10 protein-coding genes are annotated in these 15,587 nt (G+C 23.8%); all 10 read right to left on the bottom strand.

Translation table 11 applies throughout. The annotated features are described in order from the left end of the window. Positions 1-35: 35 nt before the first annotated feature. The 10 genes from BN346_RS10590 to BN346_RS10540 all read right to left on the bottom strand — a co-directional run bounded on the left by BN346_RS10590 (position 36) and on the right by BN346_RS10540 (position 15,569). Positions 36-2,090, bottom strand: a complete 2,055-nt coding sequence (locus BN346_RS10590) for a glycosyltransferase family 2 protein (protein WP_040328493.1) — start codon at positions 2,088-2,090, stop codon at positions 36-38. A gap of 187 nt (positions 2,091-2,277) precedes the next feature. After that, positions 2,278-3,096 (bottom strand): flagellin Hag, encoded by an 819-nt coding sequence (gene hag, locus BN346_RS10585; RefSeq protein ID WP_040328491.1) that lies wholly within the window; start codon positions 3,094-3,096, stop codon positions 2,278-2,280. A 570-nt stretch (positions 3,097-3,666) separates the two neighbouring features. Then, positions 3,667-4,014 (bottom strand): tetratricopeptide repeat protein, encoded by a 348-nt coding sequence (locus BN346_RS10580; RefSeq protein ID WP_040328490.1) that lies wholly within the window; start codon positions 4,012-4,014, stop codon positions 3,667-3,669. A gap of 141 nt (positions 4,015-4,155) precedes the next feature. Continuing rightward, positions 4,156-5,031, bottom strand: a complete 876-nt coding sequence (locus BN346_RS10575; RefSeq protein WP_051540290.1) for a choline kinase family protein — start codon at positions 5,029-5,031, stop codon at positions 4,156-4,158. Continuing rightward, a complete protein-coding gene (locus BN346_RS10570; RefSeq protein WP_040328488.1) occupies positions 5,024-5,728 on the bottom strand; it encodes a CTP--phosphocholine cytidylyltransferase in 705 nt (234 codons plus the stop codon). Before BN346_RS10570 ends, BN346_RS10575 begins: the two co-directional genes overlap by 8 nt. Before the next feature lie 442 nt (positions 5,729-6,170). Continuing rightward, positions 6,171-9,611 (bottom strand): hypothetical protein, encoded by a 3,441-nt coding sequence (locus BN346_RS20560; protein ID WP_051540287.1) that lies wholly within the window; start codon positions 9,609-9,611, stop codon positions 6,171-6,173. Positions 9,612-9,834: 223 nt separating this feature from the next. Further along, positions 9,835-11,277: a CDP-glycerol glycerophosphotransferase family protein gene (locus BN346_RS10555; protein WP_040328487.1), complete on the bottom strand. Its 1,443-nt coding sequence runs from the start codon at positions 11,275-11,277 to the stop codon at positions 9,835-9,837. Positions 11,278-11,299: 22 nt separating this feature from the next. Beyond that, the gene (locus tag BN346_RS10550; RefSeq protein WP_040328485.1) at positions 11,300-12,349 is read right to left on the bottom strand and encodes a tetratricopeptide repeat-containing glycosyltransferase family 2 protein; all 1,050 of its coding nucleotides are present in this window, start codon (positions 12,347-12,349) and stop codon (positions 11,300-11,302) included. Then, positions 12,343-14,595: a glycosyltransferase family 2 protein gene (locus BN346_RS10545; RefSeq protein WP_040328484.1), complete on the bottom strand. Its 2,253-nt coding sequence runs from the start codon at positions 14,593-14,595 to the stop codon at positions 12,343-12,345. Before BN346_RS10545 ends, BN346_RS10550 begins: the two co-directional genes overlap by 7 nt. Positions 14,596-14,744: 149 nt before the next feature. Next, entirely contained in the window at positions 14,745-15,569 is an 825-nt protein-coding gene (locus tag BN346_RS10540; RefSeq protein ID WP_040328483.1) for a flagellin N-terminal helical domain-containing protein, read from the bottom strand. Positions 15,570-15,587 lie beyond the last annotated feature (18 nt).

Genomic DNA, 15,587 nt, shown 5'->3' with positions numbered 1-15,587 from the left:
ATCTATTATTTTTAATTCATCATATTCTCTTCAAATTATTGAAGTTCTAAAATCATTATATTGGATTTTAACTTTAGTATTTCTATATCATCTTGAACAATCTGTTCATATTGTTCAATAATTTCTTTTGCTTCATTATATTTTTTGTCACAAATTAAATTTTCTATTGTATTTTTTACTTGGACTTTATATTTATTCATTTCTTCATTTAATAAATTGCTTTTACTCTGACACTTAAGAAAGTCAACTACATTTTTTAAATAATTACATATTTGTAATGATTTTCTTAAATTTTCCAAATATTCAATTTCATTTTCTTTATTCTTTATTGCTTTGTATATATAAAATATACCTTCATCTTCATCAGTTTTTAATTCATCAACTAAACCAAGTTCAATAATCTCAGGATTATATATATAATTTAGGTACTCCCATGATTCATCTAAATATTTATATATTATATCTTCTTTATATTCATCATTTATTTTTTCTTGAGTAATTATGAATCTTGCTAAGTTCCTATTAATTTTATAAGATTGCAATGTTTCTGTATTTACACAAGTTAAATATTCATATATATCTTTTTGCAGATTATAATATCTAGAACTTATATAATCTATAAAGGACAATAATACACTTTCACGTACAAAAATCACTTCACTTAAGTCAATTTTACATTTTATTAAAAAATACATTATATCACCAAAGTAATTCGGTAATTCTTTGAAATTCACTTTACATATTTCTTCAAGTTCATTTTCTTCTATTTCAAAATTATTTTCATAAATTTTTAGTCTCGCTTTACAAAGTATTCCATAAGAATTGTTTTCACTTTTAAATATATCTAATATATCTTTTTCTTTTTCCTTATGAGCACTTATAACTTCCTCTAATCTTTTACAAAATTCAAAATATGTATTTTTATCAATTACATATTTATCTTTTAATTTCTTTAATGATTCATAATCATTATTTATAATTATCATGTTTATTGTATTTTTTAAACATTTTCTAAGTAATTTATTATCATCTATATTTAAAGCCAATTCTATTCCTTCATTATATTGATTTGCCTTAGTGTACATAAAAATTACATTACTATATGCTTCATCTTGTCTCTTAAATGAATAATGAATAATAGATTTATCTATATTATCGTTATTATTGTATCTATTAACTGCTTCAAAATACATTTTATAGCTATTTATACTTAAAGAGTATTTTTCCAAAAGCGCTTGTGCTGTAGCTAAGTTGAAAAATAAGTCTAAATACTTTTTACTTTTCTTAATACCTTCATTTGCTACATTTTCACATTCCCTGTATTTCTTAATCTGTAATGCTATAAATGTATATTGAACATATACAGCCATATTTTCTAATTGTATATTAATCTTTTCATTTTTTATTAATTTATATGCTTTTTCTATATAATTAAAGGCTTCATCATATTTTCCATACATCGTATATGAAACAGATAATTGATACCAATAATATATGTTTTTGGGATCTTTTTTTAATTCTTCTTTTAATAAAGTAGCAGTTCTTTGAAATTTTCTTTCCATTAATTCTTTATTATTTACATATCCGTAATGTATTATAGAATCTTGTAAATTTATTATTGGATTTAAATGTATTGGAATATTATGAACTGCACCTGAATATTTAAATTCTTCTGTATTTCTAAATAATCTACATGAGTTAGCCTCTTGATATGTTTCTAAATCATTTTCATTAGAAAGATTTTTTACTATTAATGTTGCTGTATTATATATTTTTTCATTTTCTGAAGTTAAAAAATTAATAATTTCATCTACACTTTTTAAAACTTCATCACCATCTATTATAAGTATCCAATCACCAGTTGCATAATCTATAGTTATATTTCTCATCTCTGAAAAATTATTATTCCATTTATGAAAATACACATTATTTGTATATTTCTTTGCTATTTCAACAGAGCTATCAGTAGAACCAGTATCAACTACTATTAGTTCTGTATCTAAATTACAATTTAATTGAGATAAACTACATAAACATTCATCTAAATATTTTTCTTCATTTTTTATCATCATACATATACTTAATTTCATTTAAATATCCATCCTTTCAACACTAAAAATTATCTATTTTTAAACTTTAATCTATAAATATTCAAGCTTAAGTAAATTTATCCACATATTATAATTTAGAAAAAGTCGAGAAAACTCTCGACTTTTTATACTTAGATTGTATTATTTAAACTAAATTCAATATAAAGTTTTTAAATTTAATCTTATACTATCTTAATAATTGTAAAACACCTTGTGGTTGTTGGTTAGCTTGTGCAAGCATTGATTGAGCAGCTTGTTGAAGTATGTTGTTTTTAGAGAAGTTCATCATCTCTTTAGCCATATCAACATCTCTTATTCTTGATTCTGCTGCTGTTAAGTTTTCACTTGATGTGTTTAAGTTATTTATAGTATGTTCTAATCTGTTTTGAAGTGCTCCAAGTTTAGATCTTTGTGCTGAAACTGTATTTATAGCTTTATTTACACTACTAATAGCCTTGTTTGCACTACTTGCTGATGATACCACTAAACTTCCTGATGCAACTCCTAAGCTCGCTGCGCTCATATTTCCTACAGAGAATTTTATAGCTTGGTCTTTATTAGCACCAACTTGAATACTCTTTCCTGTAAATGTTCCTGTTAATAATTTTTGAGTATTGAATTCAGTATCTTTAGATATTCTATCTACTTCTGAAGATAATGCATCCATCTCTTCTTTTATTCTTGTTCTATCGTCTGCAGTGTTTGTATCATTTGCTGCTTGAACAGATATTTCTCTCATTCTTTGAAGTATTGAATGTGTTTCTTGAAGTGCACCTTCTGCAGTTTGAATCATAGAAATACCATCTTGTGCATTTCTTGAAGCTTGATCTAATCCTCTGATTTGTCCTCTCATTTTTTCTGAGATTGCAAGACCAGCTGCATCATCTCCAGCTCTGTTAATTCTTAATCCTGAAGAAAGTTTCTCCATAGATTTTCCTGCTTGAGTTGTGTTAGCTCCCATGTTTCTGTGTGCATTTAATGCATTCATATTGTGATTAATTATCATAATATATTCCTCCCTGATTTATCAAGTACATCCATGTACTTTTTTAATTTATTTATATTATAAATATCGTACCTTAATTTAAAACTTTATACTTTATTTAAATATTTTTTTATAATTATTTTTATATTAAAATTCGTCGTAAATTTTTATGTTTACAAATAAATATATACTATTATTTGTTGATTTTTGTAATAAAAATGCTTTAATTTTCATATTCTAAATCTTTTATTTATATTTTTCAGTTCAAATTAATCTTATATTTAATTGTGATTATATGCTAAAATCATACAAAAATTAGAACCACTTAACAATTTTATTTTGAAATATATAGAAAGAAGTCAAGGGTTTTCCTTGACTTCTTTCTATATATTATATCTTCTAAACTTTATTTCATTATAGGTAATATATCTTTATTTTTTACTTTAAACTCTAAGTTTCTTTCTTCTTTTCATTGAAGTATTTCTGTTTTAAGTAACTTCATGACATTATTTTCATATTCAAATAATATTCCATCTCTTTCAGGAAAATAGTAATTGTACATACCACAATAATATGATTTTTCATCTACTTCTATTTTTTCCCTATGTATGACTCTGTTTTATTTATTCTTGGAAAAACTTTTTTGTAATTTGAAAAATCTGCTAACATTTTTTCTTTTTCAATTTCAAGGTCTTCTTCACTTAAACATTCTTCAGGTATGTTGTAAATCATTTCTTGCACCATATCACTTTTGCTAGAATCTATAAAAAGTGCTTTAATTAAATATTTTATAGCAACTTTATAATCATTTTGATATACATTAATAACACCTAAATTATAATTTATATCAAAATTGAATTCATACTTGTTATATATATTTGTTAAAATTTCTTCTGCTCTATTATAATTTCCACTTAAAAATTCTATTATGGATTTCATGCAATGAACTTCCATATCTTTGGGGTTTATTTTTTCATATTCCCCTAAATCTATTCTTGCTTGCTCTATATTGCCTTATTCTATATTTTTTTTACATTTTTTTTGCTAATTTCTCAACCTCAAACATTTTAATTCTCCTATTTAGTTTATCTTCATATTTTTTATACCATGTTTACATCTATCATATCTTCGAAATGCATATTCTGAAAATTCTTCCCCTTCAATAACTTTTACATTTCCCCATATACTCCATATAAAATCTTGTAATACTTTATAAATATTTAATTTCATTTTATATTCACTTGGTATATCACCATTAAAATAAGTATTCAATAACTTTAAGTCCTCTTCTTCATTAAATTCACATTCTATAGAAAATGATGCTAAATCCCACATAAAATCATTCATCCCGCTGTATTCCCAATCAATTAATGATATTTCTTCATCATGTATAATACAATTTTCTGGCACTAAATCATTATGACATGGTACTTCATTTACCCCTATATTAGATAACAAATTTAATAACTTAATAATTTTTTTCCTTATTTCTAAGTAATCTTTGTAAAACACCCAATTACTTGCTTTTAAAATATTTTCATATTTAATTATTATTTCTATAGGGCTAAATTTATTTTCAAATTTTTCACCTGAATTATGTAATTTTCTAAGCTCTTTACATAATTTTATTAAAATTTTTTCTTCTTTGAAATCAACATCTCTTAATGTTGTTCCATCACCTAAAAACTTACTTAACTTTGTGCCATCTTCTCTAATAATAAAATAACTTCTATCTATACCTAGTTTTTCAGCTATTTTATTGTTCTTACATTCATCTAATCTATTAATCATTTTCTCAGAGCTTTTCTTTATTATTCTCAATACATAACAATCATTGTTGATACTTACTTTGTAATTGTTATTTGTTAACCCTCCACCCTGACACTCTATATAATAATTTGAATTTACATTAGGAATTAATTGTTTTAATAATTTTTCTATTTCACTATTATTCATTAGTCTTTTCTCCATTAATTAAGTATTCTTCAACTTCTTTTAATTCATTGAAAGTATCTATCTCAAAGCAATCATTTGATTTTAATCTTTGAATTTTTAAATTTAAACTTTTTAAATTATCAACTACAACATTATCCCAATATAAACCTTCAAATTTTCCACTTTTAATTTTTTCTTCTATTAACTTTCCTACAATCAATCCATCGTTTTTAGATAAATGACAAATACCTGATAGTATATGTTCACAGCTGCCATCTCTAATATCAACATCTACTACCTTATCTTGCTTGTCAGTTATTATAACCCATTCATTTAAAAATTTTTCCTTGCAAACTGAGAAATACTTAGATTCACTTATGTTTTCATCTATAAAATTATTATTTATAAATACATCTCCCTCAAGTACATATGAATCTTCTAAGTAATTCTTAGCTAAATACATACTATATATATTGTTAAACTCACCAAATCTATCATTTTCAACAAATTCAACTTCATACTTTTCCTTTAAATAATAAAATTTTTCTTTTAGATAACCAACAATGACAATAATGTTCTTAATTCCTTTTTCATGTAAACATTGAATTTGTGTTTCAATTATTGGTTTTCCATTTACCCTAACCAATGGTTTAGGAACAGTATCAGTTACATCCCCCATTCGTGTTCCTCTTCCTGCGGCTAAAATTATAGCATTCATTTCTCTTTCCTCCCCTTAATACAACTAACATCTTTAAAATCAACATCTTATTTATCGTGTTATTTAATAATATATTTAATAATATAATTGGATATATTATACATGTTGAATTAGTAATGTATACACTGATAAGACTAATTAACCAATTAGTTTTACTAACATACTTCTTGATTTCATATATATTACAATCATTAGACTATCTACAAAATATAATTCTCATTTTTCTAACTATGTATTTAATTTATTTAAGATAATTTTTTTTAAGTAATTTTAATTTTTAAAAAACTCTAATGTTAATATACAATTATATAAATTAAATGAAAAAACTTTTATTACTTTATAAACCAAAAGAAGTCAATGCTTCTCATTGACTTCCTTTTAAAATTTCAAATCGTTTAACTGTATTAATAATAAAAAATCATTATGTTTAATATAGTATGTCCTACCACTCTATTTTTTCCCTTATCATATTAGTAAACTTCCTAGCTCCTTTCCCATTTAAATGAGAATAGTCCCAAAAATCTTCATCACTAAATAACTCATTATCAAAAAAATCTATTATTTCAAAATCATATTTTAAATTTATTTCATTCATTATCTCATAAAAAATTTTTTTCTTTTTATTATCATTAAAGTATTTTTTATAATAACTACTTGTTGGACATATAACAATTATAGGTTTTATATTATTATTTTCTAAAAAAGATAAATAATCTTCTAATATAATTGTATTTTCACATCTTGTTTCATAGTAATCCATTCTTGAATTTCTATTAGCTTCATATTGTGCATTTTCATCATAAATATTTATTTTTGTATTAGCCCTTTCTTCAATAAGATTTATATAATGATTAAATGATATCCTATTTTCATAAAAATCCCTTGTTATATCTAACCCAATCTTATCTTTATTATGATGAACAGATGATTTGAAATATTTACAATATCTGTGAATTCTATATTTTCCAACTGACATACTCATATCATAATCAAATGTATAATAAGCTAAATTTATTATTACATACTTTAAATTATTTTTTACTTCATCAAACTTATATAAATTTTTTATTAATAATAAATCATAGTATATATCCTGTGATGATAATGCTAAATTTACAAAATTATAAGGTAGTAATTCTTCTTTAATTCCCACTTCAGCATATGAAAGCCCTGTTATAATTCCTTGTATTTTACTTTTATTGAATAAATTTAATAATTTATAATCTAAGCCTTCTATTATAGAAGTTTTAAAATCATCTATGAAATAAATTTTTCTAGCATATATATTTTTATCTAATAATTTATTTTTATCTACACTTTCAACAACAAATATAAAGTCACATTCGTATTCTTTAAAGATATCTATATAATTAGTTTGATTTGATATTTTTATCACTTTCCAATTTTTCATCATATTTCTAATTTGTTTGCATTTCTCATCATTTCCATATAAAATAACTTTATATTTATCGCTTTTTTTAAAATCTCTATATTTTATAATTTTAGAAAGCCTTGAATCATACTGTAAAATACTTAATAATTCATATATAATTCTAGCTTCCTCCTTATTCCCATCTATATCATATATGTATGCTAATTTATATAATAAATCAAAATCATCATTTTTTATACTTAAACCTTTTTTCAATATCTTTTTTGAACTTTCTAAATCTCCTTGACGTATTAATATATTAGCCCTCATAGAATAAATTTCTATATCTTTTTGTACTATTTTTTCATATTGTTCAATTATTTGGATAGCATTGTTCAGTTCACCATTATCTACCAATTTGCCTATTTGAATCTTTATATGCTTTTTGTAAATCTCAAATTCTTCATTGGTAAATATATTATAAGGCTCTTTATATGCTCCAATTAATTTACACATATTACTTCTAATTATATATATATGTGCTAATTTATAATTTAAATTAAAATTTGAACCATATATATCTATTCCTTGTTTAAAACATATTTCTGCTTCATTCAAATTTTCATCTACCACTAGTAAAATTCCTCTTATTGAATACGACTCTATACTTTCTCCAAATTTTTCAATATATTCCTCAAATATTTTTTTAGCTTCAATTATTTTAGAATTCTTAATTAATTGTTTTATCCTATTCTCAAATTTCTCCTTTACTGTTAATTGATTTAGAATATAGCTTAAATTCATTGTTAGTGTTTTTCTTTCAAAACTACTAAGATTATCAATCTTAATTTGTTCATTACATTTATTTTGCCATCTCTTATACAATTTCAAAATATATTTTTCTATACCTTTTTCGTCTTCGAATTCAAAATTTTCACCCATTTTTGTACTGACCAACATTTTTTCTACTATACTTTTCGAAGGAGATAGTGCTAATATAGGCTTATTGAATTTGAGATATTCAAATATCTTTCCTGAATAAACTGATTTCCATTTTTGTTCCTTACCTATGATTAATAATAGTAAATCTGCATAACTAGCCTTATCTAAACTTTCTATATGATTTAACTGACCAATAAATTTTACATTATTACTTAATCCTATACTTTTTACGTAATCTCTATACTTATCATCATTATCTGTAAGTGTAAAATAACTAATTATTTTATTTCTATCTATTTTTTTACTTTCTATAAGATTTCTTAATGCATTAATGAATGAAATTGGAGTTCTATTTCCATATAACATTCCATTATGAATAATAGTAAATTTTTCATTTTCATTATTAGCATGTATATTTATAGTTTCAAAATCTTCTTCATCAAATCCATTAGTTATCATAGTAATTTTTTTTTCATCTATGTTATAACTATTAATAAAATTTTCTCTTGCTAGCTCTGTTGTTGTTATTATTTTATCTGCATATTTTATTATACTTTTTTCCATAGCACATTCTATTTTAAATTCTATAGTATTTATATCATAATTGGCCATAGGATTATTAATCCACTCATCTCTAAAATCGCATACCCATTTTTTATTGTGTTTTTGCTTCAAATAATATCCAATTATATGATCTGAATATGGACCCGATGTGGTATATATATTATTAATTTCAGAAATGTCTATTTCATCATTTATTTTTTTAATTACTTCATTTGCCCATAATATGTAATAATCTGGTGCAAATATAACCTCATTTATATTTTTTTTTGAATTTGAAATTTTTCTTAGATACTCTTGAAAAATTTTATCATCATTTACAATATTTTTTTGTAATTCTAATACTTCTTTAATATCATTAATATCCATTAATTCCTTTTCATCAATTCTAATGATTTCTATATCTTTAGGTATTTCTAAAATTAAAGTTTTATCTTTAATATTATTTATTGTATTTCCCACAGTAACAATTATTGGCTCCCAACCATATAATCTTAAATATTTTACAAACTTTAATGTTCTTTGCACTCCTGATCCACCCAATGGTGGAAATATGTGAGCTATTATCAAAACTTTTTTTCTACTATTATATTCTCTTATATCATTCAATTTGTGCATTTCATCTATCTTAATTGAAATTAAATCTATATTAGTATCACTTGCATATTTTAATGCTTTTCTATAATATCTATATGCTGAAATATATTTTTCTTTTAGCTCATATAAGTATGCTAAGTTATATGATAAATCAAAGTTACATTTCTCTTTTTCTAATCCAGATTTAAAAATCTTTTCAGCATTTTCCAAATTTCCATTTAAAATCTCTATATTTCCTTCTATGGAGTAAATTTCAATGTCATCTTTTACAATTTCACTATATTCTTTAAGCATCTGATTAGCATCATTTAGCATGCCTTCTTCCATTAATATTTGAATATTTCTTTTTACTTTTTCTTCATAAACTTTTAAATGATTATATTCATATTTATTTAATTTATCAGTACTCATTATGAACTCTCCTATATTATTTATTATTAATATCTCTTTTTAACTAGTACTCTTTTCGAATTAAAAAAAATTAAATCATTATACCTATTTTGCAATATATTCTTTTTTTATAAAAAAAGAATTTTAAAACTATATTAATTATATAAACTTTAAATTATTTAATATTATACATTTTTAATCTTATTGCATTCTCATTGTTTAAGATTTATAAATTTAAATTATATTATAAATTATTTAACACTTGTTTCTTTATAGTCTTATGAATTTTTTCACCACATTTACCATTTGAATTAGTTATACTTTTCTTAAATCTAACATTTCTTTCCTCTTTTTTGTAATCATCTTCATTTAATATTATATGTATAAAATCATCTATACTTATACCCTCGTTCATGAAATAGTTAGCTAGATAATCAACACAATATATTCTCTCCTGTTCTTGTACTTCTTTTCTTGTTATTGATAGAACTGGTTTTCCAGTTATCATGTATTGAAACATAATTGAACTATAATCACTAATTAGAGCATCTGATAAACTAATTGAATCATATACATCTTTATTTATATCTATGCTAATTAATTGAGTATCTTGTATCTTTTGTTCAAGTTTCATAAAGTTATTAATTACATTAGGTCTCATTGTTGCTAATGTTATATCTGTTAACGGATGTCTCCTCCATATTAATTTGCATTGTTTTGACATTATAAATCTGTCTATTATAAACTCTATATTATTAATCCAATTTTCATCAGCTAATAAATCAGTTATCCCTGTACTTAACAGAATAGTTTTTTTACCATCTATTTTTCTACTTTCTTTTTTACCTTTTAATAGTGTTGCATCAAACTTTGGCGATCCAAGATTTAAGACTTTTTCTTCACTATATCCATAACTTACAAATAATTTTTTTTGATTTTTAGATTGAGCTATTATCCTATCTGAGTTAATACATCCTTTAGTAGTTATATGTGGCATAATTTCATCTACCCCATAACTTCCTTCAATATAATATGGTATATATACTAACATATTTGTGTAATTCCTTAAGTTTTCTGAGAAAAATTTGGGGTATATCATAGTTAATTTATTACAATCATCATATGGATTATGAATATATATAATATCTGGCTGAATTTTTTCTAAGTCAAAATCGTCATAATGAGTAATTCCTACTTCCTTTGGAAATTCATTACCTTCATAACATACTCTTTCAACTTTTCTTTCTGAACTCAATTCACAGTAAGGTATTGGCACTACATAGCATGTACAATTTTCATCTTCCTTAGCTGCCATCCAAACACTTTCTAGTGAGTCCCACATTGATATCTTATATGGCATAAATGCTATTACTATGTCTGTTTCTACTTCATCTTTAATATATTTTTTAAATTCACTTATTTCTACTTTTATGTCATGTATTTCTCTATATATATTTTTATCATTTTCTATTAAGTTTAATAGAGATTCCTTTTTATTTAATATATTTTCTATAATTTTTAAATCCACTTTTTCTAGTATTAGATAATTATGAATACTTTCCATTCCATTTAAACATTCATTTATCATAAACTTAGAACTCTCTAAATTACTATTTAATATATATTCAAATCCTTCTTCCACAGTCTCCATTAATTGTATAGCCTTATTTTTTTTATTTAATCTCAAAATTCTCCTCCTTTAGTTATCTCTATATTATTTGTTCAATTCTTTTTTTAGCTGGAATATAATCTCCACACATTGCATAATACTTTACTGCTTCATCTTTTAAACCTAAGCATTCAAATATTACTCCAATATTATATAAAGCTAAAAATGAGTTTACACCTTCAATTTTGCTAATCTTAAACTTTGTACACTCTAAAAAGTATTGCACAGCCCCTTGAAAGTTGCAATTGTTCATTTCTATTAACGCTAAAAGAAATGTAAAATCAGCTGAATTCTTATATAGTTCTTTAAATTTTATAATTTCTTTTGCTTTATCAAATAAATTCATATTTAACAACGAATATCCATAAGATTCTATTAAATCCTCAACATATTCATAATCATACTTATCAAGTAATAGTATCGCTTTTTCAAAATGTTTATATGATTCATTATAATTTCTATCTATAAAGTAACTTTTACCAAGTTGATAATATAAGTATGGATCTCCATTTGTGTAATTTATGGCTTTATTTAGAAGTTTTATATTTCTTTCAACTTTATTTTTATTATATAAAATATCTTTAGTATAACCTAGGTGTTCTACTGTAATAGGTACATCTTCATGACTATAGTTGTCTTTATTTTTATGTACAAGTTGTTCATGTATAATACCTTCATATTTAAAATAATTTTTATTAAAAATTCTACTTATTTTTTCAGTGCTTTTTTTGACTCCATATATATCTTCATAAGTACTTTGAATTTTGATTCTTCCAGTCTTATTATTATTTAAACTTACACAAAAATTTTCAATTTCTTCAACATTTATATCACATATAAATTCATCCGCATCTAATACTAAAATCCAATCATTTAAACTTTTAGATAAGGAGAAGTTTCTGGCTCTTGCAAAGTCATCGCACCACTTAAAGTCATATACTTTATCTGTATATTTCAATGCTATCTCCTTAGTTTTATCTTTAGACCCAGTATCCACAATTATAATTTCATCTACCATTTTATTAACACTTCTTAAACACTTTTCTATATAAATCTCTTCATCCTTAACTATCATACATAAACTTAGCATAATTTTAACTCCATATCACTTAGTTTATTTAAACCCTCTAAGATTTCACTTTTCAGCTTTTCATCTCTACATAACTCATATGCTTTATTATAATACTGCTTAGCATTGCTATAAATTCCTTTTTGTTCTAAAACACATGCTATATTATATATAGACTCAAAATCATCATTATTTATTAAATTTACTAATGAAAAATTTACCAATGCATTTTCTGAATTTCCTTTTAAAAACTCAACTACTCCTAACAAGTTTTTTATACCTACATCATATATAAATACATCATCTAATTCTTTTAGTATTTCTTCTGCTTCATATAACATACTATTTGATATCATACTTTCAACCTCGTTTAGGATATTATCTTTTTCACTAATCATTTCTTTTGAAATTGAATCTGTTGTCATATTATCTTTAAAACACGCTATAACTTTTTTATATTCAGACATATCTTCTAATATATCTTTTAACTTTCTTATATATTTTAATTTATCCATTGAATTATTTTTTATATTTAAATTAATATTGTACCAAAACCTTTCATCTTTATCTAAAATAAATTTAACATCCTTTTCATCAATATAGTTCCAATTATATTTTTTATTAATAAAATTTATATTGTTAATAAACATCCTATGAGTTAAATTTTCTAATTTTTTTTCATCTATACAATCTAACAATACTAATTGTTTTTCTAATATAGTAAAAAAGTTTAGATCTTTCATATCTGTACTTAGGAAATTTTCATTATCATATTCATAAAGTATATTTACTAATTGGTAATCCTCTAACATATAATTTAAATACCTTTGTAAATCTATTTTATTAAGTTTTTTTAACTCATTTATGTTGTAAATGTTCCTATTTATTTTAAATTTTAATATATCTGCCTTCCAACAATAAAATTTATTATAATCAATATTATATTCTACTGAAATTATTTTATTTTCTTCATAAAATAATTGTATATATATATCTAATTTTTTATCTATCCCTTGCAAATTTTTAATTATATTACATAAATCTATATTAGACTTTTCAGCTATGATTCTATCTATAACAGTTTTTATATCCTCTATATCCTTATCACCGATTTCATCTACTTTATATATTGTTTTAAGTTTTTTATATTGACTTTCTTTTATATATGAATACATTATAATTTGATTTAATGTTGATTTATTATTATAGGAATTATTCTCATATAAATTTATAATTTCTTTATATTTCTTTATTTCATATAAGTTTATAATTCTTTCACTTTTCATTTCTTCATATTTAGACGTAGAAAAATCTGTTAGTGTAATATAGTTATTGTCTCCCTTTTTATTATCATCAAACACTCTAAAATAGTCTTCGAAATGCTTTTCAGCTTCACTATTTCTTTTCAAATTCTTATTACTTATAGCAAGTAAATAATAAAAATCTATAAATTTCTTGTTCCATTTCACAACATTTTCACATGTTTCTATTACCTTTTCATAATTTCCTATAGTAAATAACTGCACAGCTAACTGTCTATGAACATATAAGTATTCCTCACTTATCATTAACTCCCTTTTATCTTTAATAATATCATATGCCTTTTCTATAGCCTTTAACGCTTCCACTTTCTTATTTGCCATAGAATATGTTTGGCTTAACTGAAATAATGTGTATATGTCATTTTCCTTTCCCTCTTCTAAATCTTGTAATAATAACTTTAAATTTCTCTCATACTTATACTTCATCAATCCATAGTCATTTCTACAATATCCATAATGATCAAATGTTATATTACTCATATATGTAGGTTTTTCATAAATAGGTTGCTCATGTACTCTGCCAACATACTCCAGCTGATTGTTATTTCTAAACAGCCTCACTAATCCACCTATAACATAAGTACCATTTGCTGTGTAATTTTTAAATTTGACTATAGAACTGTTATATTTTTCACTCTTATATTTTAAAAATTCTATAAGTTCTTTATGATTTTCTAAAACCTCATCTGCATCTAATATTAATACCCACTGTCCCTCTGATTTTTTTATGCTTATATTTCTCATTGTTGAAAAATCATCATTCCACTGTTCTTCATAAATTTTATCTGTATATTTTCTAGCTATAGTTAAAGTATTATCTGTACTTCCTGTATCTATTATAACTATTTCATAATCTATTTCATTATTCAACTTTTCAAAAGCTTTCAAGCATCTATCTAAATTTTTCTCTTCATTTTTCACAATCATTGCTATACTTAATAACATAATATTACCTCCACACTTTAAACTCCCACTACACAAATTCCTAATATCTATTCTAATTTACTTCTAAGGATTTGTGTACTATCAGTTTTAAAAAAGGAGCCAAAGTATAATACTTTAACTCCTCATAAAAATTTATTTTTTAATCTAAACTATCTTAATAGTTGTAAAACACCTTGTGGTTGTTGGTTAGCTTGTGCAAGCATTGCTTGAGCAGCTTGTTGAAGTATGTTGTTTTTAGAGAATGTCATCATTTCTTTAGCCATATCAACATCTCTAACTCTTGATTCTGCCGCTGTTAAGTTTTCTGAAGCATTATTTAAGTTATTTATTGTGTGTTCTAATCTATTTTGAACTGCTCCTAGTTTTGATCTTTCTTTTGATACTTTCTCTATAGCACCATTTACTGTTGAAATTGCTGCTGTTGCATCTGCTGCTGTACCTACTTTTGCTGCTACATTTGTACTATCTACACCTAAATCTGCTGATTTCATTCCACAGAATGTTAATGCTATTTGCTGACCATTATTAGCTCCAACTTGGAATTTAACTCCAGTTGTTGCACCACTAAACATTGTTTGTGTATTGAATTCAGTATTTTTAGCTATTCTATCTATTTCTTCTGTCAATGCTGTTAACTCTTCTTTTATTGCATCTCTATCCTTTGTTACGTTTGTATCATTAGATGCTTGTACTGTTAATTCTCTCATTCTTTGTAGAATTGAGTGTGTTTCTTGAAGAGCTCCTTCTGCAGTTTGAATCATAGAAATACCATCTTGTGAGTTTCTTGATGCTTGATCTAATCCTCTTATCTGTGCTCTCATTTTTTCTGATATTGAAAGACCTGCTGCATCATCTCCAGCTCTGTTTATTCTTAATCCTGAAGAAAGTTTCTCCATTGATTTTCCAGCTTGTGTTGTGTTTCCTACCATGTTTCTATGAGCATTCATTGCGTTCATATTGTGATTAATTATCATTTTAAAATACCTCCTTGA

This window comes from Clostridium ihumii AP5 (genome assembly GCF_000612845.1).
Taxonomy (GTDB): domain Bacteria; phylum Bacillota; class Clostridia; order Clostridiales; family Clostridiaceae; genus Clostridium_J; species Clostridium_J ihumii.
This window is presented reverse-complemented; position numbering and strand designations above follow the sequence as displayed.

Excerpts from the sequence above, each read along its gene's own strand:
- BN346_RS10545 (WP_040328484.1), bottom strand. The coding sequence starts at position 14,595 with ATGTTATTAAGTATAGCAATGATTGTGAAAAATGAAGAGAAAAATTTA.
- BN346_RS10550 (WP_040328485.1), bottom strand. The coding sequence starts at position 12,349 with ATGCTAAGTTTATGTATGATAGTTAAGGATGAAGAGATTTATATAGAA.
- BN346_RS20560 (WP_051540287.1), bottom strand. The coding sequence starts at position 9,611 with ATGAGTACTGATAAATTAAATAAATATGAATATAATCATTTAAAAGTT.
- BN346_RS10540 (WP_040328483.1), bottom strand. The coding sequence starts at position 15,569 with ATGATAATTAATCACAATATGAACGCAATGAATGCTCATAGAAACATG.
- hag (WP_040328491.1), bottom strand. The coding sequence starts at position 3,096 with ATGATAATTAATCACAATATGAATGCATTAAATGCACACAGAAACATG.
- BN346_RS10570 (WP_040328488.1), bottom strand. The coding sequence starts at position 5,728 with ATGAATGCTATAATTTTAGCCGCAGGAAGAGGAACACGAATGGGGGAT.
- BN346_RS10575 (WP_051540290.1), bottom strand. The coding sequence starts at position 5,031 with ATGAATAATAGTGAAATAGAAAAATTATTAAAACAATTAATTCCTAAT.
- BN346_RS10580 (WP_040328490.1), bottom strand. The coding sequence starts at position 4,014 with ATGAAATCCATAATAGAATTTTTAAGTGGAAATTATAATAGAGCAGAA.
- BN346_RS10590 (WP_040328493.1), bottom strand. The coding sequence starts at position 2,090 with ATGAAATTAAGTATATGTATGATGATAAAAAATGAAGAAAAATATTTA.